Genomic DNA, 22,783 nt, shown 5'->3' with positions numbered 1-22,783 from the left:
TCGGTTACCAGCGCCTTTATACGGCAATCTACTGCTTATATGCTGACTCGCTTATTGGTATTGGGTACGCTGGGCCTGCTCGGAAACCTGTTGCGTCAACCTACCGCTCACGACTTCTTACCGGAAGCGCGCATTGACCGTAAAGCCGTGGTCATGCGTCATAACGTCGTCGTTACCCGCTTTGATTCGATGCAGTCGCTGTCGGTCGGCAACGGCGAGTTTGCGTTCACGGTTGACCCGACTGGACTGCAAACCTTTCCCGAAACCTATCAACGGGGCGTTCCGCTCGGTACGCAGTCGCAGTGGGGCTGGCACAGTTTCCCGAATCCGAAGCAATACCGGATCGAGGACGTGTACAAAGACTACCAATCACACGGGCGAACGATTGCGTACACGTATGCCTATTCAGAACCGACGCGGAAGAAACAGGCGTCGGATTGGTTTCGGGAGAATCCGCATCGGTTGCAGCTAGGCCAGATTGGCTTCGGACTGACCAAAGCGGATGGGACAGCCGCCAAACCGCAGGATTTGGGGCACATTCGTCAGGTGCTGAACTTGTGGACGGGCGAGATTCGTAGTCATTTTGAATTTGACGGTCAGTCGGTGGATGTATGGACGGTGGCTCATCCGACTCAGGATCAACTGGCCGTTCGGGTCCAGTCGCCTTTACTCAAAACTGGTCATTTGGTGTTAACCATACGATTTCCGTACGCTGCGGGCGGGTGGGAAAACAACGTAGACTGGCAGAACCCGGAACGCCATACGTCACGACTTCGGCCAATAAACGCCAACGCAGCGGTTGTAGAACGAACGCTTGATACGACTCATTATTCGGCGGGTATCGTCTGGCGTTCGAAGGCTTCGCTTGAGCAAACGGAACCGCATACCTTCGTGCTGAAACCGTCCGGTCAGGAGACATCGCTGGACATGAGTTGCCGTTTTTCGAAGCGGCCAACCGGCGAAACAACTACGTCGTTTACCGAAACGCAGACCCGTAGTCATCGAAGCTGGGCGCAGTTCTGGGAGTCGGGTGGGGCCGTCGATTTTTCGGGGAGCACCGACCCCCGCGCGACCGAACTGGAACGACGCGTTGTGTTATCGCAATACCTGACCCGGATTCAGTGTGCGGGTTCGATGCCTCCGCAGGAAACGGGCCTGACCTACAACAGCTGGTACGGCAGACCGCACCTGGAAATGCACTGGTGGCACGCGGCCCATTTCGCCCAGTGGAACCGAATCGATCTGCTGGAACGAGGTCTGGGCTGGTATCGGTCGGTGCAAAAGAAAGCCCGCGCGATTGCCGAGCGGCAGGGTTTTAAGGGCGTACGCTGGCAGAAAATGACCGACGAGGGTGGCAACGAAAGTCCGTCAACCATTTCGCCGTTTCTGATCTGGCAACAGCCACACATCCTGTATTTTGCCGAATTAGCGTATCGGTATCACCAGAACCGGGCCACGCTGGAGAAATACAAAGAGCTGGTGTTCGATACGGCTGATTTTATGGCTTCCTATGCTTACTGGGACTCGACCCGTAATCGGTACATCCTGGGAAAAGCGTTGATTCCGGCTCAGGAGCGATTTAAGCCCGAAGAAACCTACAACCCAACGTTTGAACTGGCCTACTGGCGGTGGGGACTTTCTGTTGCGCAGCAGTGGCGCGAGCGGTTGGGGCTTCCCCGCAATCCAAAATGGGACGATGTACTGACTAAATTGTCCCTCTTGCCGGTACAGGACGGCTTGTATCTGGCGGCTGAGAGTGCTCCCGATTCCTACACGTTTCAGCCGTACATGACCGACCACCCAACCGTACTGGGTGCTTATGGGTTCCTGCCCGCTTCGGACAAGCTGGATATTGCTACGATGCAGCGCACCTTCGACAAGGTTATGGCGGTCTGGCATTGGGAAGATACCTGGGGCTGGGACTATCCGTTGGTGGCGATGACCGCAGCCCGGCTGGGGCGACCTAAACAAGCCGTGGATGCGTTGCTGATGAAGGTGACGAAAAACACGTATCTGCCCAACGGCCATAATTATCAGCGAGACAACCTCCGTGTTTACCTTCCCGGCAACGGCGGGCTGCTGATGGCCGTTTCGATGATGTGCGCGGGTTGGGACGGCTACGCGGGGCCCGCTTCACCAGGCTTTCCGCAGGACGGAAGCTGGAAGGTGCGCTGGGAAGGGTTCAACCGGATGCCTTGAGAGTGTTGTGTTCATTGACTGATCTCCCAAACCCCGCTGCGCCGGCTATTTCACGCTTTCGTGTAATCCGTACTGTCCAAAATCTGTAATGTAATACGGGCAGAGTGGTGTCGGCGGGTCCGTGGAGTCAGTTTCTCAAAACCGACTCCACGGACCCGCCGACACCACGACAAAAGGATAACTGATTAACGTAAGTCGAACCGGACAATGCTATTTCGTGTAATGTATCTCAACCAGAAGATGTCTCTTCCGTCCTGCTCCTTAAGGAATTGCACAGACCCGATGATATTGTCCGAAACAAACGTTTCATAAACGCTTCGTAGCCAAAGTCGCCTTCGGTGTACAGCCAGTCAATTTCGCCATGGGGTCCGGCAATGTAACTATCCAGGCGGGTAGCGATAAATAACGTGAACGATGTCTCAGCTTCCGTTTAATTTTTTGATTATCAAATGATTACGTATTATGTCGGCCCATTATTCACGTTAAATAGGTTTACCTGCTTCATCCCGGTGAAAGCGATTTGTCGAAGAAATCGAATCGCTCGCCAACTTCGCCGGTGATAAGCCTGGCCCGTGCCAAATTATTTCTGTAACTAGCTGCCAAGACCAGCGAATGGTCTGTGCTGTACCTACTCGAATGCCTAAACAACCCCTGATTGCCCACGATGCCATTGTGTTAGGCATCCTATTGGCCTTGCTGGCTTTAATCTTTCATACATCCCGCTCCGAAAACAAAAGCTGGCAGCGCTTTTACAATTGGGTTCCGGCTTTGCTGCTGTGTTACGTTTTTCCGGGGGCGCTGAACAGTTTAGGCGTTATTTCGGGCGAGCAATCGAGCTTGTACACCGTAGCCTCCCAATACCTTTTGCCGGCTGCGCTGGTCCTGCTCACATCTACCGCCGATTTACGCTCTATTCTTCGGTTGGGGAACAAAGCCCTGCTGGTTTTTCTGGCCGGAACGGTAGGCATTATTCTCGGTGGTCCCATTGCGCTGTGGATTGTCAGTACATTATCACCCGCTTTTCACCAACAGGCCGAAGAACAGCAGCTTTGGAAAGGTCTGGTTACGATTGCCGGTAGCTGGATTGGCGGAAGCGGTACGCAGATCGCACTGAAGGAAATCTATGGTTGTAGCGAAGCCCTGTTCGTCATCATACTGGTGGTCGATGCGGTTGTGGCTAATACCTGGACGGCCTGCCTGATCTACGGAGCCGCGTATTCGGAACGCATCGACCGTTTTCTGAAAGCGGATAGCCGCAGCATCGAAGAAGTAAAACAACGCATTTTAAACTACCGAGAGGAGCGCGACAAACCGACCGATCTAACCGATCTGACAACGATCCTGGCACTGGGTTTCGGGGGAGCTGCTATTGCCCACGCCCTGGCCATTTTTTTGACCAAAACGCTTCAACCCCACGCCGACTGGATGCGGGCGCATGGCCTGGAGCCGTTTCTGTCCAATTTCCTGTGGGTGGTTATTTTGTCAACCAGCCTGGGCGTTGGTTTGTCGTTCACCCGTGCCCGTAAGCTCGAAAAACTGGGTACGACCGATCTATCGACTCTGTTCATCTACTTCCTGATTATGACCATCGGAATGCGGCTCGACTTGTCGAACGTCAGCGGTAATGTTGGGCTGTTTGGTGTGGCCGTTATCTGGATGCTTATTCATATCATGGTCATGTTTGTGGCCGCACGCTGGCTAAAAGCGCCTTATTTCTTTGTGGCCGTAGGCAGTCAGGCCAACATTGGCGGGGTAGCGACGGCCCCGGCAGTAGCGTCTGTGTTTCATCCGGCGCTGGCACCCGTGGGCGTTTTGCTGGCTGTATTGAGTCATGTGCTGGGCACCTACGGCGGAATTGCCTGCGCCTGGTTGATGCAACTTGTCATATGATTTCTTAGTTTTAGTAGTTTTTACCACTACTCATGATCCGTAAATATACCGCACCTGTGCTGTGGCTGGTCTGCTTGTTCCTAAGCGAGGCTGCTGCTAACGCACAGACTGTCACCCGTTCGCCTTATCTGCAAGTCGTTACGCCGACGAGCATAACCGTCCGGTGGCGAACCGACCAGCCAACGAGCAGCCGGGTTCGTTTCGGGGCGAATGCTGACCAGCTTACGCAGGCGGTTTCTGATCCGGCTCTGACTACCGAACACGTCGTTACCCTGACGGGCTTGCAGGCGGCTACCCGTTATTTTTACGCCATTGGTACGAACACGAACGATTTGATGGCCTCCGGTGAACAGTATTTTCAAACGTCGCCAACGGCGGGTTCAACCGTTCCCGTCCGGATCTGGGCGCTGGGCGATTTTGGTAGTGGCACTGCCAATCAGTTTGCCGTACTGGAGAAATACCGGAATGCCACGAAAGACCGCCCCGCCGACATCTGGCTATGGCTCGGCGATAATGCCTACAATCAGGGTTACGATTCCCAATACCAGCAGAATGTTTTCAACGTGTACACCGACCTGCTGAAGCGTCTGCCGGTATGGCCTACCCCCGGTAACCATGAGTACGTGGACAATCCAAACAACCTGGATATTGATTATTTTCGGCTGGTCAATGTACCCCAACAGGCTGAGGCCGGGGGCGTTGCGTCGGGGTCGAAACGCAATTATTCGTTCGACTATGCAAATATTCACTTCGTGTCCCTCGATTCACAGGGTAATGACGGTGGCCGCGTGTATGACCCGAACGGTCGGCAGGCGCAATGGCTCGTAAAGGATCTAGCCGCTAATCGCCAGCCCTGGACGATCGTGTTTTTTCACCACCCGCCCTATACCAAAGGGTCGCATGATTCGGATAACGCCAACGATCTGATTCAAATCCGCCAGCAGCTATTGCCTATTCTGGAGCAGTATCAGGTCGATCTGGTCTTGTCGGGCCATAGCCATTTGTACGAGCGTAGCTATCTGATGAAAGGTCATTACGGGCAATCGACCACGTTCGACAAGAGTCAACACGCGGTATCGACTGGCAACGCCCGCTACGACGGTTCGCCCAATTCGTGCCCGATCATGAACAAACAGGCGGGTACGATCTACGTCGTAAACGGGAGTGGTGGGCAGCTGGGTTGGCAGTCCGTGGGGTATCCGCATCCGGCTATGGTGTATTCGGATAACCAGGTGGGCGGCTCGATGGTCATTGACGTTACCGACAACCGGCTCGATGCACAGTGGGTCGCTGCCGATGGGGTTGTCCGCGACAAATTTACCGTGCTGAAAAAAGTAAACCAACGTCGTTATTTTTTGACGACGCCCGGTAAGCCGCTTACCCTGACGGCATCGTGGCCCGGTAATTACACCTGGAATTCGGGCCAAACGGGTAGGACGATCACTGTAGCCCCGACCGCGTCAGCGACTTATACGGTTACCGATCAATCCGGCTGTTTGTTGGATGCTTTTGCGGTGGATGTCGATAATCCGACGAATACGGATGTGCGGTTTGAAGGGCAACTAGCCATTTACCCGAACGCAGCTACCGGTTCCGCCACGATCAAGGTAGCCATTCCAAGCCCAAAAACGATTGATGTGCACGTTACCGATAGCCAGGGTGTTGTCATGTTTGAAAAACAATATGTGAACACTGCCCAAATTACCGAGTCAATAACTTTACCCGCGTCGGGGGAGTACCGGTTTATCGCCCGCGTCGGCACCGACGTGCTTTCCCGAATTAGTTTCAGGTTGTAAGAGGCTGTCTAAATTTTGTCCTGACGAACCGAAGTGGACGTTTTTTGTCCTGGCTCCGGCGAACTGGCCCGACGACCCGGTCTTGGCGTCGGGCCAGTTCGCCGGAGCCAGGATGGAAATGGTATAAAACAAATTTTTGAATAGTCTCTAAAAAAGAGTCTGGGGCGATGATAACGGCTTGTAACGAGCTTTACCGGTTGGTTAATGGCGACTAACTAGCTATGGAGTCAGCGGTGTACAGTTTCAATTGGATGATTTCGGTCGGAATAGGCTGCTTGTTCCAGTGCTGGTGAATAGCCAGGGCGGCACCCAACGCGGTCGCCTGCGCTACCGAAGCGGCATACACGTCCGTTTGCGGAAAAGCCGTTGCCAGCAAAGCCATGTAAATCGGATTTTTGCTGAATCCACCATCCACAAATAATCGCTTAACGGGTGAATTTTCGAGCACCAGATCCGTCGAAATCAACTGCTGAGCCACGATGTCCAGCATCAGCTGGTGATACGCTTCTTCGTACGTTTGAAAATGAGCTAGATCCCGGTAGCCAAACAGCGATTCCTGCATGGGCGGGTTTTTCACCTGGTCGAAACTGGTGCCGGAATCGGGCCGGTTGGTGCGCAACGACTGGATGGTACCGGGATTGTAGGCAACCGTTTTGTAATAGTCAACGGGCGCGTTAAAATGCTCCGCCAGTCGTTTGGTCTGTTGTTCGTGTTCGTAGCCCGCAAACAAGCGCGATGCTTTCACGGGATGACCTTTGTAATGCAGGTAGCACAAACAATCATACTGCAATTCTTCGGGCGAGATCGGGCTGGCATTGAACGGGTTCATGCTGATCGACCAGGTACCGGTTGAGATCAAGATAAAGGGTGCATCCTGAAACGAAGCCAGGTACGGAATGAGAGCCGCCGAACTATCGTGCAGACCAATGCCAACCGGATATGGCAAGGTCGTATCGTCGGTCGATACCACGGCATCCGAGGGGAAAATCGGAGCCAGACGTTGGTCGATTCCTTCCGCTTTTACCCAGTCGTGGTACTCGTTTTTTACGAAATCCCATAGCATCGTGTGACAGCCAATGCTGGTCAGATCCGAGAAGCATTGCCCCGTAACGAGGTAGCTCAGGTACTGCGGTAAGTGCAGCGAACACGTGGTGCGCTCGAACAACGTCGGTTTATCGTGCTTGAGCCGATACAGCATCAGACCCGAATTCAGGCTATCCAGCGCGGGTGAGGCCGTTTGCACCGATAGGTCGCTTTCGCTGCCATAGGTTGCGTAAAATTGCCGCCGTAACGCTGCTGGAAATGGCTTGAGGTAATTGTACAGGTGACCCACTACGTTACCATCCGTATCCAGATGGACAAAACTGGCTCCGTAAGCGGAAAAGTTGACGGCTTTGATCGTGAATTCATTGAGTTTTTCAGCCTCCTGCAACAAATCGCGTACCCAATCCGCCAACCGCGCTACGTCTTCGCAGGGGTCACCGTCATCGTCGGCCGTTTCAGCAAACTGCGTCGTCTTTTCCCAGACAATGTCGTATTGCTCATTAAACAAAAACAGTTTTTTATTCGTCTTGCCAACGTCGAAAATGGCGATAACGGGCGTTGCAGGCATAGGGCGGGAGGTAGGCAATAAGAATGATCAAAAATACCGGTTACGGAACACAACCGACATGCGTTCCGTAACCGGTATCACTTACAAACCAGTGGCGATGGTTTTGGTGCCGCGTTCGCCGATAAGCTTCTGGCGGACGGCTAACTGGCGAAATAAAGCCAGCGGTTGGAGCGCACCGCCCGCCCGCCGACGGGCTTCGGCTACCAGCGGTCGAACGTCGGTACGGAACGCTTCCTGCAAGATCTCCTGTGCCCGAACGACATCGTTGGCTTCCCTTGCTTCTTCCAGGGCCACCCGATCGACCAGCAGCGCCTGCGCGTAGGCCAGTTGGATCGCTTCAACGGATTGGAGCAAATCTTCCAGCGGGTCTTTCACGTTGTGCGAAGCGTCGATCATCCAGCCCAGACTCGTCGCGTGATCCAGACCACGCGCGTCCAATCCGTCAACGAGTTCGTTGAAGATCAGAAACAGCTGGTAGGGTTTGATGCTGCCCGCCGTTAAATCGTCGTCCCCGTATTGGGAGTCGTTGAAATGAAAACCGCCGAGTTTTTTCTCGTTCAGCAGAATAGCAACGATTTGCTCAATGTTGGCATTGGGCAGGTGGTGTCCCAGATCGACCAGTGTGTAGGCTTTGGGACCGAGCTTGGTGGCGTACAGCAACGACGAACCCCAGTCGCCAATCGTAGTCGAATAGAAATTCGGTTCGTAGGCTTTGTATTCGACCAGCAGTTTCCAATCGTCGGGCAGGGCTTCGTAGATCGCCTGAAGGCTGCCTAATGTCCGGTCAAACGCCTTGCGGAAATTGAGCTGACCCGGAAAACACGACCCATCCGACAGCCAGACCGTCAGCGAATCGGAGCCAAGCGCAATACCGTGCCGAATTACCTCGATGTTGTGGTCGATAGCCTGCTGCCGAACCGCCGGATCGACGTGCTGCAACGACCCAAACTTATAGCTGAGCGGCTGGTCCGGCTGATCCTGAAACGTGTTCGAGTTCATGGCATCGAACCGGATACCATGCTGGGCGGCTAGTTGCTTGATTGCTTCGGGGTCCGTCGGGATGTCCCAGGGAATGTGCAGCGAAATGGCTCCGCTCGACTGGTTCAGGGCGTGCAGCAAACCGATGTCTTCGAGCTTTTCTTCCAGAGAACGCGGCTCACCACCCCCGGCGAACCGCCCGAAACGAGTGCCACCCGTTCCCAGCGCCCAGCTCGGAATAGCGATCTGAAAGTCGATGAGTTTCGCAATGATGGCTTCCGCGTTCGCCAGTTCTTCGGTCCAGTACGCCAATTTACGCTGGTGACTTTCCTGAAGGCTGTTGTTATGGTCGGCAATTTGATACGGTTCGAGTTGCATAAGGGTTTAGGATTGAAGTTTATCGAACAAAAGCCATTGCTACGCCACCGTCAACGTTCAGTACGTTACCCGTCGATTTGTTCAGTAGACCACCGACGAAGGCAAAGCACGCGTTGGCAATGTCGTCGGGCAAAATGATCTCGTTCAAGAGGGTGCGTTTGGCGTAGTAGGCAGGCAATTCCTCGACCGTTACGCCGTAGGCTTTGGCGCGACCTTCGGCCCAGGCTCCCGCCCAGATCTTGCTGTCGGAAATCACCGCGTCGGGGTTGATCACGTTTACACGAATGTGGTCTTTGCCCAGTTCGGCGGCATTCAGTCGGCTCAGGTGCAGCTGCGCGGCTTTGGCCGATCCGTAGCCCGCGTTGTTGGGGCCCGACACCAAGGCGTTCTTGCTGACGATGTTCAGTACGTCGCCCCCAATCGCTTGTTTGCGCATGATCTCGACGCCCTGTTGAGTAACCAGAAACTGGCCTTTTACGAGTACATCGTACAGCAAGTCCCAGTCTTTCTCGGTATGCTCTTCAATGGGTTTGGAAATCGACAGACCGGCGCAGTTAACCAAAATGTCTACACCACCGAATGCCAGTGCCGCTACATCGTAAGCTTTCCGAATACTTGCGCCATCCGTAACGTCGAGGAGCGCCGATGCGTAAGCGTCCTTGCCGTACTGCTGGTTGAATTCGTCATCGGCCCCTTTCAGCCGGTCGGCGTCGTTGTCGTTGATGACCACCACGGCCCCTTCGGCCTGAAACCGTTTGGCGATTGCTTTACCGATACCACCCGCACTGCCCGTAACCAAGGCAATCCGGCCCGTCAACGGCTTGGGTTTCGGCATCCGTTGCAGCTTGGCTTCTTCCAAAAGCCAGTACTCGATGTTAAACGCTTCCTGACGAGGTAGCGAGGTGTATTCCGAAATGGCTTCGGCCCCGCGCATCACGTTGATGGCGTTGATGTAAAATTCGGCGGCCACGCGAGCGGTCTGCTTGTCTTTGGCGAAGGTGAACATACCTACCCCCGGATACAGAATGACCACCGGATTTTTGTCGCGAATGGCCGGGCTGTTGGGATGCTTGCAGGTGTTGTAATAGTCCTCGTACATGGCCCGGTAGGCCTCAAACGCCGGGGTTAGTTTCGCTTTGACAGCCTGCGCGTCGGACAAGTCGTCGTTGGGAGCCAGTTCCAGCACGAGCGGACTGATTTTCGTGCGCAGGAAATGGTCGGGGCAGGAGGTACCCATCGGAGCCAGCCGGTCAAGATCCGCCGAGTTGATAAACTGCAAAACGCGGTCGTCGTCGGTAAAGTGGCCGACCATCAATTGCTGATTCGAGCAGAACCCGCGCAGGATGGGAGCCAGTGCCGCAGCCTGTTTCAACCGGTCGTCTTTTTCGACGGATTCCAATTTCGTACCCCCAAAGATCGGACCTTTTTTGCCGTAGTTTTCTTCGAGGTATTCGGCGCACCGTTCAATGACTTCCAGCGTGTTGACGTAACTTTCGTACGCCGTGTCGCCCCAGGTAAACAAACCGTGCGAACCGAGGAAAATACCCCGGATACCCGGATTCGCCTGAACGCACGCTTCCAGTTTCAGACCCAGATCAAAACCAGGACGTTGCCAGTCTACCCAGCCGAGTGTACCACCGAACAAATCCTGCACAATCTGTTTCCCGTCCTTGGCCGCTGCGATGGCAATGGCTGCGTCGGGGTGGAGGTGGTCGATGTGCTTGAACGGCAGAAAACCGTGCAGGGGGGTATCGATAGACGGCGCTTTTGACGACAGATCGAAAATGCAGTGGTTGAACAGCTCGACCATTTCATCCTCGAATTCGAGCCCCCGGTAAATGGTTTTGAGGCTCAGCAGACGGTCTACGTACAAAGCCGCCAGTCCGCTACGTTTGAGCGTACCCAAATCACCGCCTGACCCTTTTACCCACATCACTTCGGTGTCCTGACCCGTTAGCGGATCTTTAGCCGTCGCTTTGCAGGACGTATTGCCGCCCCCGTAGTTGGTCAGACGCAAATCGGCCCCGAGCAGGTTAGACCGGTAAATTAACAGCCCTACTTCGTCGCCAGCCAGTTCTGCCGCTTTGGCTTCATCCCATAAATAACTGACGTGCTGAAATGATTTTGTCGTGGTTGACATAGTTGATAAGCCGCCAGAAGCAGCGGTGTGTGTTTCGCTTTTTGATTCGACCAAATGTAGTAGACACACGGAGAAGGGCTTTCCTGTACTGTCCTACTGTTGGTATTTGTTACCGAACCGTTACGTCGTGTTTTGCAAAAAGAATTCAGGTGGGGAAAGCAGAACGAGAACAGAACAAATCCCGAATCGAGTTTGTATACCTGAAGCGGGTTTACTCCGTTCGCTTTCAATAATGACTTTCTTTCGCTTTTTCGCGCTTGCGCCCGTTACCCTGTTTGTACCATTGACCGTTTTAATTTTGGCGAATGAATACACGTTTGCCCGCGCCAGTCGGCGAACCAAGGATATTGCGTACGTGAACGCTGACTATCCCGACTATGATGCCGAGCGGCATCGGCTTGATGTGTATGCGCCTACCGATAAAGTGGTTTTGGGTCGCCCGGTTGTGGTGTTTATTCACGGCGGAAACTGGAATAGTGGCCGCAAGAGCCTGTACGCATTTATCGGGCGACGATTGGCTAAGCAAGGTGTGGTGGCTGTCGTGATCAACTATCGGCTTTCCCCTGATGTAGAAGTACCGGAGCAGGCGGACGACTGTGCCAGGGCGGTTCGCTGGGCAGCGCAGCACATCTCCGAATACGGTGGTGATCCGGGTCGGATTTTTGTGATGGGGCATTCGGCGGGTGGCGGACTGGCGGCCCTGCTCGCGACCGACGATGCGTATTTTACGAAACTTGGTTTGGATCGTAATCCCATCAAAGGGGCAATCCTCGATGATCCGGCGGGACTCGATATGTACGATTACCTGCAAAAAATGGAATATCCAGACGACGAAAAATACCTCATTCCGTTCGGGAAAGACCCGGTGGTCTGGCGGGCGGTATCGGCCCTGTACCATGTCGATGCCCGTACACCGCCCATGCTGCTATTTGTAGGGGAGCGTACGTATCCAAGTATTGCCCGAAGCACCCGCAAGTTCAGTCAGCGGCTCAAGGAAGTGGGTGTAAAGTATGAGTTCACGGAGTTGCCCCGCAAAAAACACATCGCGATGGTCACGCAGTTGTTCTGGAAGAAGAACATCATCTATCAGGATTTGCTTCGGTTTGTGGCCGCCACCCAACGGTAGAAAACGCCCTGAATTAACGTGAGTAATGGTTATTTTTTGTCATCCCGAGGAACGAGGGATCTTCGGTAGCAGGAAACTATCCTAGTAATTAGCGAAGATCCCTCGTTCCTCGGGATGACAAAAAAACGACACAAAAATGACTAGTAATTGATTGATTGTCAATGAATTTTATTCATTGTTTACGTTGAATTAACGACTTGAAGCCGCTTTCTGCTCCACGGGAATACTTTTAACATCCGTACGTTCCCGTTCGGTTTGCTCGACATACACAGCATAGTCCGCCGGTTCGATCCGAATGCCGACGTGGTTTGCGTAGGCCTGGGTGAATTCCGCGCCAAAGTACAGGATGGCTGCCGTGTAGTAGATCCAGGTCAGGATAACGATGAGCGAACCGGCAGCTCCGTAAGCCGAACTAGTACTGGTCGTTTCGATGTACAGACCGATGAGGTAGCGACCCAGCATGAACAGCAAAGCCGTAAAGAACGCACCCCAGCGCACGTCTTTCCAGGCAATTTTGGCGTCGGGTAATACTTTGAAAATAACGCCGAAGAGCACCGCGACGACCCCGGTGCTAATAGCCAGGTTAATCGCACTGATCAGGAAAACGCCAAGACCTGGAATGTAGCGAGTAAGGAAACCACTCAAGGCCAGTACAAGACCGTTGACAATCAACGATACCAGGAGCAGGAAGCCCAGGCTGATGATTAACGATGACGAAAGCAGACGATCCTTGACGAGTTTTAACCAGCCGCGTTTTGGTTTCGCCTTAACCCGCCAGATCATATTGACGGAATCTTGAATTTCTACGAAGATACTGGTGGCACCCAGTAACAACGTGACAATCCCGATAGCCAAGGCCGTGTTCGTTTTGCCTGATAGCTCTACACTCTTGATCATATCCTGAATCTGTTTGGCCGCTTCGTTGCCCACCAGTCCGTTGAGTTGCGAAAAAATTTCCCCCTGAATAGCTTCCTGGCCAAGAAAAACGCTGATCAGCGAAATAATCAACACCAGCAGCGGGGCCAGCGAAAACACCGTGTAATAGGCAAGTGCTGCGCTTAGTTTCAGGCAGCGATCATCCAGAAAGCCGTTAAAAGAGTCCTTGAGTATCGGGACAATGTTGGCAAAGAATTTTTTGTTTGTGTCCTTTTCCATAACGTTTCGGTAGTAGTAAAAGCCACATGGGTTTGATGCGTGTCCAGCAACGGACACAGTGGCCTCTATAAGAGTAACCCAAAGCGTCACCGGTTGTTGGCGAAAATAAGCGAAGTGGTATGCATTAGAACGGTATAAGCGGATGATCACTAGTAATTCGGTAAGAAATGAACTGGCTATTGGTTTCAGCTTCATCCGGGACCAAATCCTAACAGTTGATTGCGTTGACGGTCCTCCAAGTACGGGGAAAGCGTTTTAAGCGCATAAAGTCTAGGTGAATTGTTAACCAAATGGCCGCATCCTGCTGGGATGCGGCCATTTTTTTGGCTAGTCAACTGACTGACAAAAACCAGGTTAGCGGAGTGTGCCTGTTAACAGGTGCAAATCGGAGACAGCCAGGCGATAGGCTAGTTGTGCTGCGTACAAATCAACTTCGGCTTTGGTGAGGGCGGCCTGTGTTTCCAGCACATCACGCTTGAGCGCTAGACCAGCAATTAATCGATCATTCTTTAGCTTGAATTCATCGCGCCGGTATTGAGCCGCCTGAGCCGCAACGGGTAGCAGCGCTGCCGCCTGTCGGGCTTTTCGGTACGCTTTCTCGACTTCGCCGGTAATGTGTTCCTGGGTGTACTGCCGGTTTTCGTCGGCCTGCTTCTGCTGCGAAAGTCGCTGGTTAAGCGACGCTTTGCGCCGACCGAAATCAACGATATTATAGCTTACCTGCAAGCCCAGAAAGTAATTACTCTGCGGAAGGTCGGAAATAACATTCTGGAACAAATAACCACCAACGGCCCCGACGGTTGGAATGTAATCCTTCCGGGCGGCCTGTACGCCAAGCGACGCTTTCTGGCTGGTCTGGTCGGCCTGACGAACCTCTAGATTACCGCTTTTGGCCCGCTCTAAAAACGTTTCGACCGGGGGAAGTACCGGCAGCGAATCGGCTAGTGGTGTTGGGGTCAAGGCCGTTCCGGTGGGTTGCCCCATCAGTTCGTTCAGATCGGCGGTATAGTCTTCGATCTGGTTGTTGGTTTGCAGAAGCTGCTGCTGCTGGTTCGCCAGATCGGCTTGTAATCCTACTTTGTTGACTGGGTCGGTTTTACCAGCCAAAAGGGTACTTTCCAGATCGTACAGCTTCGCCTGCGTCAATGCAATGGTGGCTAAAGCCTGTTGCTGCTGCTTCTGAGCAATCAACAGACCGAAGTACAGTTTCTCTACCCCTTGCCGAATCGCCAGTTCTGCCTGGCTAACCTGCGTGTTGGCTAGATCAACGTCAGCCTGGGCTACTTTAATGCCGTCCTTAATTTTTCCGAGCAAGCTAATGGGTTGATACGCCAGCACATTGCCGAGAAATAGATGATGTTTTGCCCTGAACAAGGTCAGGTCCTGCTGCGGTAACGGGATGGGCGTTGCACCGGGTAATACGCCGATGGAACCGCGCGGCAAGGTCAGATCCTGCGTGACACCGTTGTAGGTGTACATGCCGTTGGCTACAATCAACGGGTAAAGCCGACTGCGCGCTTCCGTAATTTTATAGCTTGTTTCGTCCACCTTGTAGCGGGCAATTTTAAGGCGTCGGTTTTGCTGAATGGCTTGTTCCTGCGCCTGGGCAAGCGTGATCATCTGCGCCCGGAGCGATGGGCTGATGGATACGAAAATACAGAGTACGAATACGATACGACACTTCATAACTGACTGAATCTAGGTGGTGGCTATGGCAACCGCTTTTTCCTTTTTGACCGTCATCACAAACAGAATCGGTATGACAAGCAGCGCCATGACCATCGAGAAAATGACACCCACGGCAAGAACACTCGCCAGCGGACTCCACATCGGTGAACCCGACAAAATCATGGGGACAACCCCAATCGCTGCGGCCATCGTCGTCAGGAAAATCGGACGCAACCGTCGTTTTCCGGCTTCTATCGCTGCTGTACGAACGTCCATGCCTTTTCGCATCAGTTCGTTGGCGTAATCGACCAGGATAATGGCGTTGCGGACAACGATGCCCGATAAGCTGATGAGCCCCATGAAAGCGGTAAAGCCAAACGGGTTGCCGGTGAGTACCAGACCCAGCAAGGCACCGAACAGACTAAGCGGAATCGACGCCATGACGACCAGCGATTCTTTCAGGTTGCGAAACTGGAAAAGCAGAATCAGGAAAATAAGCACCAGGCTGATTCCCAGCGCGCCAACCATCTGGCTGAACGTGGCTCGTCGGTTTTCATCTTCGCCCCCGTATTGGATGCTGTAGCCAACGGGAAGATCAAGCTTGGCAATCTGGGGCTGGATGGCTTTCAGAATTTCCGAGGGTAGAACATTGCCGCTGGGCTCGCATTGAACCGTCAGCGTCCGAACGCCGTTGCGGTGCATAATGCGACCGGTTTGCCACTCGGGTTGCAGCGTGGCGATCTGCCGAAGTGGAACGCTGCTGCCCGTAACGGGCGACGACAGGTAGGTATTTTCCAGGTCCGAAAAATTCCGGCGGCTTTCTTCATCGAGCCGAAGGACCAGATTGATGGGCTGATCCCCTTCGTAAAGTACGGAGATCGGTGCGCCCGAAAAGCCGGTGTAAATACTCGTAGCAACGCCCGTTGTGGTAAAACCCAGCCGGTTGGCCTCGTCTTTTAGGTTGATGCCGACACCGTAGTAGTCTTCTTTGAAATCCGTGCGCACGAGCGAACTGCCCGGCGCATTGCGAACGATAGTCTGTACCTGTGCGCCAAGCCGTTTTAGTTCGTTGAGGTCGTTGCCGACGATCCGAACTTCAACCGGGGCGATGGTCAGCGAACCTTGCTGCATCAATCGGACGCGGGGCGTTCCCTCGGGAACAACAGCCGCCACTTTGTCGGTCAGTTCTTCGGCCAGCGTCTCGGTTTCTTCGGTCGTATGCGTATTGATCAGCATCTGACCGTAATAGGTGACGGGTGGCTCCGGCGAAAAGTTGTAGTAGAACCGGGGAGCGCTGGTGCCAAAAAAGGACGCATAATTGGTAACCCGGCTATCGTTTTTGATCAGGTTTTCCAGTTTGACAACGGCTTCTTTCGTTTTCTCTAGCTTCGTACCCGTCGGCATCCAGACGTCAACGACGAATTGATTGCGCTCAGCTGCCGGGAAGAATTTCTGCCGGATGGCCTTGAATAGCAGTCCCGACGCAGCGATGGACACAACGGCAAAAACAAGCGTAGCGGTCCGGTGATCGACGCACCAGCTAATGGCTTTGTCGTAGCCATCCTGCATGTAATCAAGCAGTGATTTCTTTTTGGGCCGGGCGTGTTGCTGAGTCGCATCAATGACCTGATGAAGTCCTTTCTTGATAAACGTGTAGCAAAGAAAGGGTGTCAGCAGCATGGCTACGATAAACGAGGAGGCCAGGGCAATGGAAACCGTAATGGGCAGTGAGAAAATAAACTCGCCCACCGAGCCGCTCAGGATGACCATCGGCAGAAACGACGCGATAATGGTGGCCGTGGCCGTCAGGACGGGAACAACCAGATCGCTCGCACTGCGCCAGGCGGCTGTCCAGCGGTCAACGCCTTCGTCCAGCAGTTCGACGTAGTTATCGGCAATGACAATCGCATCGTCAACCACCATCCCCAGAACAACGATCAGCGCAGCCAGTGACACCTGGTGCAGTTCGATATTAAAGGTGTGCAACAGGGCGAAGGTGACAGCAACGGTTACGGGAATGGCCATCGCGGCTACGGCGGCAATGCGGAACGGTAACAGAATAATGGTCACGATCACCACCGAGATGATCGCCAGAAAAAACTCGCGGATAAAATCGCTGACGCTGTGCTGAACAATCTGCGGTTGGTTGACCACGGTTGTCAGCTTGATGGAACTGGGCAGGTTGTGCTGAATCTCGGCCAGCTTGGCGGCTACGTTATCGCCGAACTGAACGATGTTATTGCCTTCCTGCATCTCTACCGACAACATCAGAGCGCGGTGACTGTTGACCGTAATGCTTGATGTCGGTTCGGTATACTCGCGTTTGATCGTGGCCACGTCGCCCAGCCGTACGACCGCGCCGGTCGAGCTGGTGCCAATAACCTGATTACTGATTTCCTGCTCGGTATTGTAATAGCCCTGCGCGTAAAGCGGGACTTGAGAATCTTCCGTTTTGACATTACCCGTCGCTTTGATGGCATTCTGAGCCTGCAACACCTGAACGACCTGCGTCCACTTAATGCCGTACTGCACCATTTGCGCGGAACGAGCCGTTATAGTAATCTGCTCTTTCTGTTCGCCGTAACGCCGGATTTTAGACACCGCCTTGATCGTACGCAGACCGTCTTCAATCTGTTTGAGATTCTGGTCCAGTTCCGTATACGACAGATCATCTGATTCGATGCCGATGAGCAGGGCTACCGTGTCGCCAAAATCGGTGTTGACAATGGGTCCCTGAACGCCCTGGGGCAGATCCAGCACTTTGGCCTGATTCAGATCGTGCCGCAGTTTCGACCAGAAAATATCTGGGTTTTTAACGCTTTCTTCCAGTTCAACGTTGATGACAACGGCCCCGTCGCGGGTGGTCGAGTACGTTTTTTCTTTTCGGACTTCGGCGTAGCCAAACAAGTACTGTTCGATTTTGCGCGTTACCTGATCTTCGACCTGAGCCGAGTTGGCACCAGGGTAAAAAGCAACCACCAGCCCGGAGCGAATCGTAATTTTAGGGTCCTCCCGGCGGGGCATGGTCAGCAACGAATAAATGCCAACCGCTACCGCCAGAAACACGACGCTAAGCGTCACTTGCGGATAGTGTAAAGAGCCTTTGATGGGATTCATTGTGCGGGCTGATTGAATTGAATCGACGAACCATTCTGGAGTTTCTGCTGTCCGCCCGTGACGATCAGATCGTTAGCCGAAAGGCCCGACGTGATTTCAACGTCGCTGGCGAAAACCTTTCCGACGGTTACTTTGCGTTTGAAAGCTTGCTTTTTCTGAGGGTCCGCCACAAATACGTAGGTGGACTGATCATCGTCGCGCAGGACGGCATTGCCTGCCAACGTGAGCGCTTTTGTGGTATGCGATGAGGTCAGGCGAGCGTCGGCGATCATGCCGGGACGAATCTGAAGTCGGGGGTTGGGTAAGTCGATCTTGACCGAATACGTACGCGACGAAGGGTCCGCCACGGCACCGATCAAGGATATTTTGCCCTTGTACGTTTGATTAAGGGCCGGAATCGTTACCTGCGCCAATTGTCCCAGCCGAAGCTGACCTACTTCGGATTCCGGTACGGCCACCCGAACCTTGATCGGCTGAATGTCGGCAATCTGAAAAAGCGGTTGACCCTGTGGGATGATTTCGCCTGGGTTGGCTCCCTTGCGGGCTACAATCCCCGAAATGGGTGCGTACAATTTCGTCTCTTTTAAATTTTTCTGAGCCAACTGCTGCCGCGCTTTGACTTCGTCCAGTCCCGTAACCACTTTCTCATAATCGCTGGGCGTCACGCTGCCGCGTTCTTTCAGAATGGTGAGCCGGTTGTATTCGTCCTGCACCCGCGCAACATTCGCGTTGGCGATGGCAACGCCCAACTGATAGTCCGTTGGCTCGATGGACGCAATCAGCTGACCCGCCCGGACGGTTTGGCCTTCCTGAATCGGAACCCGGTTGAGCTTGCCGCCTACCATAAAGCCTAAATTAACCGTCGTCTCGGATTCGGCAGAACCGCTCAGAACCAGTTGACCCCCTTCCTGTGTATTTTTGATCGGACTGACAACAACCGGAATAGGAGCGGGAGCTTCGGGCGCAGCCGAGCTGGCATGCTGCTGTTTATCGGACGCTGACTGGCAGGCCGTCAGACTAAAAATCAGTAGGCCGCTGATAAACAATTGACTAGGAGCGTAGTTCATGGCTACTATGGCGTAATAGAGTAATGGGTAAGAACCGTTCGGCGATAAACGCGGTTTTTATTTACTTGGCAATGGTACAGCTATTCGTTGCGCAAATATTACACTTTTTGGTGTATTTTAGTTTCCTCTTGACTTTTAAACAGTGTCTGTAAAAATTAAAATGAGTAAGCGGATTCTAGAATCCGCCCAACGGCTGTTTCTGCAACATGGCTACAGTCATGTGCTGATCGATGATATTGTGCGTGATTTATCGATTAGTAAGAAAACGATTTACAATCATTTCAGCAGCAAGGCCGACATCCTGATGGCCTGCATGGATCAGTTTGCCGCAGACTATCAGATCAAAGCCGAAGCGATTCTGAACGACGTTGATTTGTCGTTGCGGCAGCGGTTTGCGCAGTACCTACGCTTCATCGGCGTCAGTTTTGCCAATACACACCCAAACTTCTGGTCTGATTTAAGGCATTCAGAGCCAGAGGCTTGGGAGAAGTTATGCGTATACAAGCGCGAAATTCTATTGAAGCATTTCGGTCAGTTGATGGACGAAGGCGTGCGTGTAGGGTACGTACGGGATGATCCTACGCGGTACACAGCGCTGATTGTGTACATCAGCGCCATGCAACAACTGAACGATCCGGATTATTTAAAACAGTTTCCGGCTGAGATGGTAGCGGCATTACCGGTAGACATTGCTGATCAAGCCGATCAGGTTGTTAATCTATTGCTCAGAGGAATGTTGACGCCTAAGTTCTACGGAGAAGCTGAGCAATGTAAGGAAACTTAAATTTATAAAAAGTATAATATTCTATTCTTGCACTGATGATGACTCTTGAAGCAAACGGCTCAGATCAAGTTTATCCGAGGGCGTGGTATCCGCTCTAAGGACCCGTGCCATGTAATCGACCGCCTGCTTGGTGTTTTCCGCTGATTGACTGGCTACGCAATCGGCTGGAACGTACAAACCGAAATCACGCATGTAAGCATCATTCGCCGAAAACTGGACGCACACATCGGCGCTGATACCCATTATAACGAGCTGCTCAACGTGTAGGTAGGTCAGTAACGCATCAAGCGTGGTGGCGAAGAAAATAGAATGCTTCGGCTTCAGTACGATATAATCTTCGCGGTCGGGTTTGAGAAGTTCAACCAATCGCTGGCCTCGAACGCCGTCGTTCAGACAGTGATCAATGAGTTCGTTAAAATCAGAGCGCCATTTGCCAAAATTGTCATTGGCATAAATGACTGGTATCTTTAATTCTTTCGCCTGCTTTTTCAGGTGGGCAATTTTCTCGGCTGCTTTCTCGGCTGGCTCCAGTACGTTTTCGCCACCCGGAAATTCAAGGTCATTGATCATATCAATGATCAGAAGCGCTACCGGGGCGGAATCTGGCGCATTGCCGTGTAGATCATCGTTGTTCGTGGCCATAGGGACGTTGAGATAAGGCATTGTAACTAGTCTTTGGACAACGTAAAGGCGGAAGTTGTTTGGGGTTTTTATAATTAGGCTTACAAGCTTCGGGCACCGAATGGCTATATAATTAGCAGTCAGTTGGTTAGCTATTGTAGTGAGCGCCGTTGCCGTTCACTGCGTTTAGGTGTTGCCATCATAGCCCTGGTGTACTGCTTACGTTGCCGTCGCTCGCAGCATACGTCTATTTTAAAAACAGCGATGACTCTTACTCCGTTATGGTTGTAATCAGTCTGGAGGACATTCGCTATGGAAACGATTTATAACTGGCTTCTTGAAAATACCGGCAACGCTGGTAACTACTACACAATTCTAAATACCAACCGGGAAGGCGGGGCCGCCGAGTCGGCGACATTAACGATAAGGGTTCGTCGGACCGATGATTTTACCGTTTTGAACCTGCTTGTTTCTGACGGGCAAAAAAGGGACTCGCCGGAATTAGAACCCGGTAGCCAGGTTATAGAAAGGTATCACTTTGCCAATGAGCAGGCGGTCATAGCTTATCTGGCCAGCGGACAAAAACCAGACGAAGCTGATTCGGCAAAGGGTATCCAGGTGTCCGTACTTGAACCCACGGGTGAAGCCGGGGAGGTTACGTTTCCTTAAGTTTAAAGGGAAGCGGTTCGTAACAAAAAACGCCAGTCCCAGAAGGGCTGGCATTTTTGGATTATCTACCTTAAAATACATGTTAAACTAATACAACAAAGGTAGAGCGTTGGCCAGTTGGCCGGATTAGAAGAGCATTAGAAAAAAATTAGGTAAACGTTAGAGAACGCTAACGGCTAAAAAAGTCATTTGTATCCATAAAAAAAGCCAGCATCGGTTTGATACTGGCTTTTCATGTATTACTCAAATCCGCTACACACTTCGACCCTGAATCAGGCGAAGAACAACGGCAATAATGGCGATAACTAACAGTACGTGAATGAGGCCACCTAAGCCAAAACTGTTAAATCCTAAGAAGCCCAGCAGCCAGATGATGATCAAGATGACGGCGATGGTGTACAATAAATTTCCCATGACAAAGAAGCGTTAGTTTAGTATGAAATCGGAACTGCTTACTAAACAGCATTTGTCGGGCTGTGGTTGAAAATTTGAGCGAATGGGACGATTTTTGTATGGAAAAAAGGCCGATTGAACAGAATCAGAATGGTTTTTAGGCCGGAATTTAAAACAACTGCTTAAAGCACGTTTGTCTGTCCGGTCCGGTAAGGAGCCAGTTGTACGGAGTCAGCGGATAGTTCCGTAACCAGGTAATCGATCTGGTCTAAATCCGCAACTTTCATGCGCATGACGCTATTCATTTTCTCGGCGATGGCCAATACCGCTACCTTCTGAGCCGCCCGAATCATGGCTTTTTTCGCCTGTACCGTTTCCCAGTCTGAGTCGGTCAGCCCTTCTTTGGGGTCAATGGCGTTTGTTCCCATAATGCACAGATCGACCCGTAACTCAGACAGCCGCTGGTACACTTCGCCCCCAACGCTCATTCGGCTATAGCGGGAAATTTGCCCGCCAATCATAATGATTTCCAGATTGGGCTTGTCCAGCAGCTCAACGGCTGTCAGCGGGTTTACGGTGATGAAGGTGGCTTTCAGATCCGTTGGTATCATCTTGATAAACTCCCGGATGGTTGTTCCGCCACCGATCAGAATAAGCATACCGTCATGAAGTAGCGTCAAGGCTTTCTCCGCAATCGTTATTTTATTTTGATGTGCGTACGTTTCCTGCAACTGTGACGAGTGATGATACGCTTTTGACATAGCACCCCCACGAATCTTGATCAGCTTACCTTCTTCCGACAGATCATTGATATCGCGTCGAATCGTGTCTTCCGACACATTGAGTGTCGTAGCCAAATCCGTTAGGCTCATCCGCGTGTGGAGTCCTATCTGTTTAATAATTAACTCTTTACGCTCGTCCTTTAAGAAAGCAACTGACATGGGGCAATGAGGAAGTCATGTATTCGACGTAAAAGCAAAAATAAGGCTAAATCTCACCTATCGCTAGTTTGCTAAGTCTGCAAGGTACTTTTCTTCGTTGCATACGTTGCAAATGTAGTTTGTAATATTGCCAAATGCACTAACAAAAATAGAACTATGTCGTATATTTTGCATAGAATCGTCTATATGATGGCAGAAAAATAAAATATTATTTGCAATAGGAGTGTTTGATCAATTATATTGCGCAAA

At 52.3% G+C, this 22,783-nt stretch carries 16 protein-coding genes; 6 read left to right on the top strand and 10 right to left on the bottom strand.

The window, feature by feature from the left end; all coding sequences use genetic code 11:
• Positions 1-39 precede the first annotated feature (39 nt).
• The 3 genes from M0L20_RS20505 to M0L20_RS20495 all read left to right on the top strand — a co-directional run bounded on the left by M0L20_RS20505 (position 40) and on the right by M0L20_RS20495 (position 5,885).
• Positions 40-2,199 (top strand): hypothetical protein, encoded by a 2,160-nt coding sequence (locus M0L20_RS20505; RefSeq protein WP_248478812.1) that lies wholly within the window; start codon positions 40-42, stop codon positions 2,197-2,199.
• A 636-nt stretch (positions 2,200-2,835) separates the two neighbouring features.
• The gene (locus M0L20_RS20500) at positions 2,836-4,089 is read left to right on the top strand and encodes a DUF819 family protein (RefSeq protein WP_248478811.1); all 1,254 of its coding nucleotides are present in this window, start codon (positions 2,836-2,838) and stop codon (positions 4,087-4,089) included.
• A gap of 32 nt (positions 4,090-4,121) precedes the next feature.
• Entirely contained in the window at positions 4,122-5,885 is a 1,764-nt protein-coding gene (locus M0L20_RS20495; protein ID WP_248478810.1) for a purple acid phosphatase family protein, read from the top strand.
• Positions 5,886-6,096: 211 nt separating this feature from the next.
• Here the strand turns inward: M0L20_RS20495 and M0L20_RS20490 are convergent, their stop codons facing one another.
• The 3 genes from M0L20_RS20490 to M0L20_RS20480 form a co-directional block, all read right to left on the bottom strand.
• Complete coding sequence (locus M0L20_RS20490) at positions 6,097-7,497, bottom strand: FGGY-family carbohydrate kinase (protein WP_248478809.1); 1,401 nt, start codon at positions 7,495-7,497, stop codon at positions 6,097-6,099.
• Between the two features lie 81 nt (positions 7,498-7,578).
• Positions 7,579-8,853: a sugar isomerase gene (locus M0L20_RS20485; RefSeq protein ID WP_248478808.1), complete on the bottom strand. Its 1,275-nt coding sequence runs from the start codon at positions 8,851-8,853 to the stop codon at positions 7,579-7,581.
• A 19-nt stretch (positions 8,854-8,872) separates the two neighbouring features.
• On the bottom strand, positions 8,873-10,993 hold the full coding sequence (locus M0L20_RS20480) for a bifunctional aldolase/short-chain dehydrogenase (RefSeq protein WP_248478807.1): 2,121 nt from the start codon (positions 10,991-10,993) through the stop codon (positions 8,873-8,875).
• A 232-nt stretch (positions 10,994-11,225) separates the two neighbouring features.
• Between M0L20_RS20480 and M0L20_RS20475 the strand changes: the two genes are divergently transcribed.
• Positions 11,226-12,119, top strand: a complete 894-nt coding sequence (locus M0L20_RS20475) for an alpha/beta hydrolase (protein WP_248478806.1) — start codon at positions 11,226-11,228, stop codon at positions 12,117-12,119.
• A gap of 189 nt (positions 12,120-12,308) precedes the next feature.
• Here the strand turns inward: M0L20_RS20475 and M0L20_RS20470 are convergent, their stop codons facing one another.
• From M0L20_RS20470 to M0L20_RS20455, 4 genes are all read right to left on the bottom strand, one after another.
• Positions 12,309-13,274 (bottom strand): YihY/virulence factor BrkB family protein, encoded by a 966-nt coding sequence (locus M0L20_RS20470; RefSeq protein ID WP_232558454.1) that lies wholly within the window; start codon positions 13,272-13,274, stop codon positions 12,309-12,311.
• Positions 13,275-13,628: 354 nt separating this feature from the next.
• Positions 13,629-14,960 (bottom strand): TolC family protein, encoded by a 1,332-nt coding sequence (locus M0L20_RS20465; protein ID WP_248478804.1) that lies wholly within the window; start codon positions 14,958-14,960, stop codon positions 13,629-13,631.
• 12 nt (positions 14,961-14,972) lie between these two features.
• Complete coding sequence (locus tag M0L20_RS20460) at positions 14,973-18,059, bottom strand: efflux RND transporter permease subunit (protein WP_248478802.1); 3,087 nt, start codon at positions 18,057-18,059, stop codon at positions 14,973-14,975.
• Complete coding sequence (locus tag M0L20_RS20455; RefSeq protein ID WP_248478800.1) at positions 18,056-19,126, bottom strand: efflux RND transporter periplasmic adaptor subunit; 1,071 nt, start codon at positions 19,124-19,126, stop codon at positions 18,056-18,058. The genes M0L20_RS20460 and M0L20_RS20455 overlap by 4 nt, the downstream gene beginning before the upstream one ends.
• A gap of 160 nt (positions 19,127-19,286) precedes the next feature.
• On the opposite strand from M0L20_RS20455, the gene M0L20_RS20450 reads away from it, so the two are divergent.
• The gene (locus M0L20_RS20450) at positions 19,287-19,910 is read left to right on the top strand and encodes a TetR/AcrR family transcriptional regulator (protein ID WP_248478798.1); all 624 of its coding nucleotides are present in this window, start codon (positions 19,287-19,289) and stop codon (positions 19,908-19,910) included.
• A 21-nt stretch (positions 19,911-19,931) separates the two neighbouring features.
• Here the strand turns inward: M0L20_RS20450 and M0L20_RS20445 are convergent, their stop codons facing one another.
• Entirely contained in the window at positions 19,932-20,552 is a 621-nt protein-coding gene (locus tag M0L20_RS20445) for a cysteine hydrolase family protein (RefSeq protein ID WP_248478796.1), read from the bottom strand.
• Positions 20,553-20,843: 291 nt separating this feature from the next.
• Between M0L20_RS20445 and M0L20_RS20440 the strand changes: the two genes are divergently transcribed.
• Positions 20,844-21,200 carry a hypothetical protein gene (locus M0L20_RS20440; RefSeq protein ID WP_248478794.1) on the top strand — a complete coding sequence of 119 codons (357 nt, stop codon included), beginning with the start codon at positions 20,844-20,846 and terminating at the stop codon, positions 21,198-21,200.
• Positions 21,201-21,452: 252 nt separating this feature from the next.
• Here the strand turns inward: M0L20_RS20440 and M0L20_RS20435 are convergent, their stop codons facing one another.
• Together M0L20_RS20435 and M0L20_RS20430 are read right to left on the bottom strand one after the other, a co-directional pair.
• Positions 21,453-21,614 (bottom strand): lmo0937 family membrane protein, encoded by a 162-nt coding sequence (locus M0L20_RS20435; protein ID WP_232558447.1) that lies wholly within the window; start codon positions 21,612-21,614, stop codon positions 21,453-21,455.
• 161 nt (positions 21,615-21,775) lie between these two features.
• Positions 21,776-22,534, bottom strand: coding sequence for a DeoR/GlpR family DNA-binding transcription regulator (locus M0L20_RS20430; protein ID WP_232558446.1), 759 nt, complete (start codon positions 22,532-22,534; stop codon positions 21,776-21,778).
• Between the last annotated feature and the right edge of the window lie 249 nt (positions 22,535-22,783).

The organism is Spirosoma liriopis, assembly GCF_023196085.1.
Taxonomy (GTDB): domain Bacteria; phylum Bacteroidota; class Bacteroidia; order Cytophagales; family Spirosomataceae; genus Spirosoma; species Spirosoma oryzicola.
Note: the sequence above shows the minus strand (reverse complement) of the source record. Positions and strands in the feature narration are given on the sequence as shown.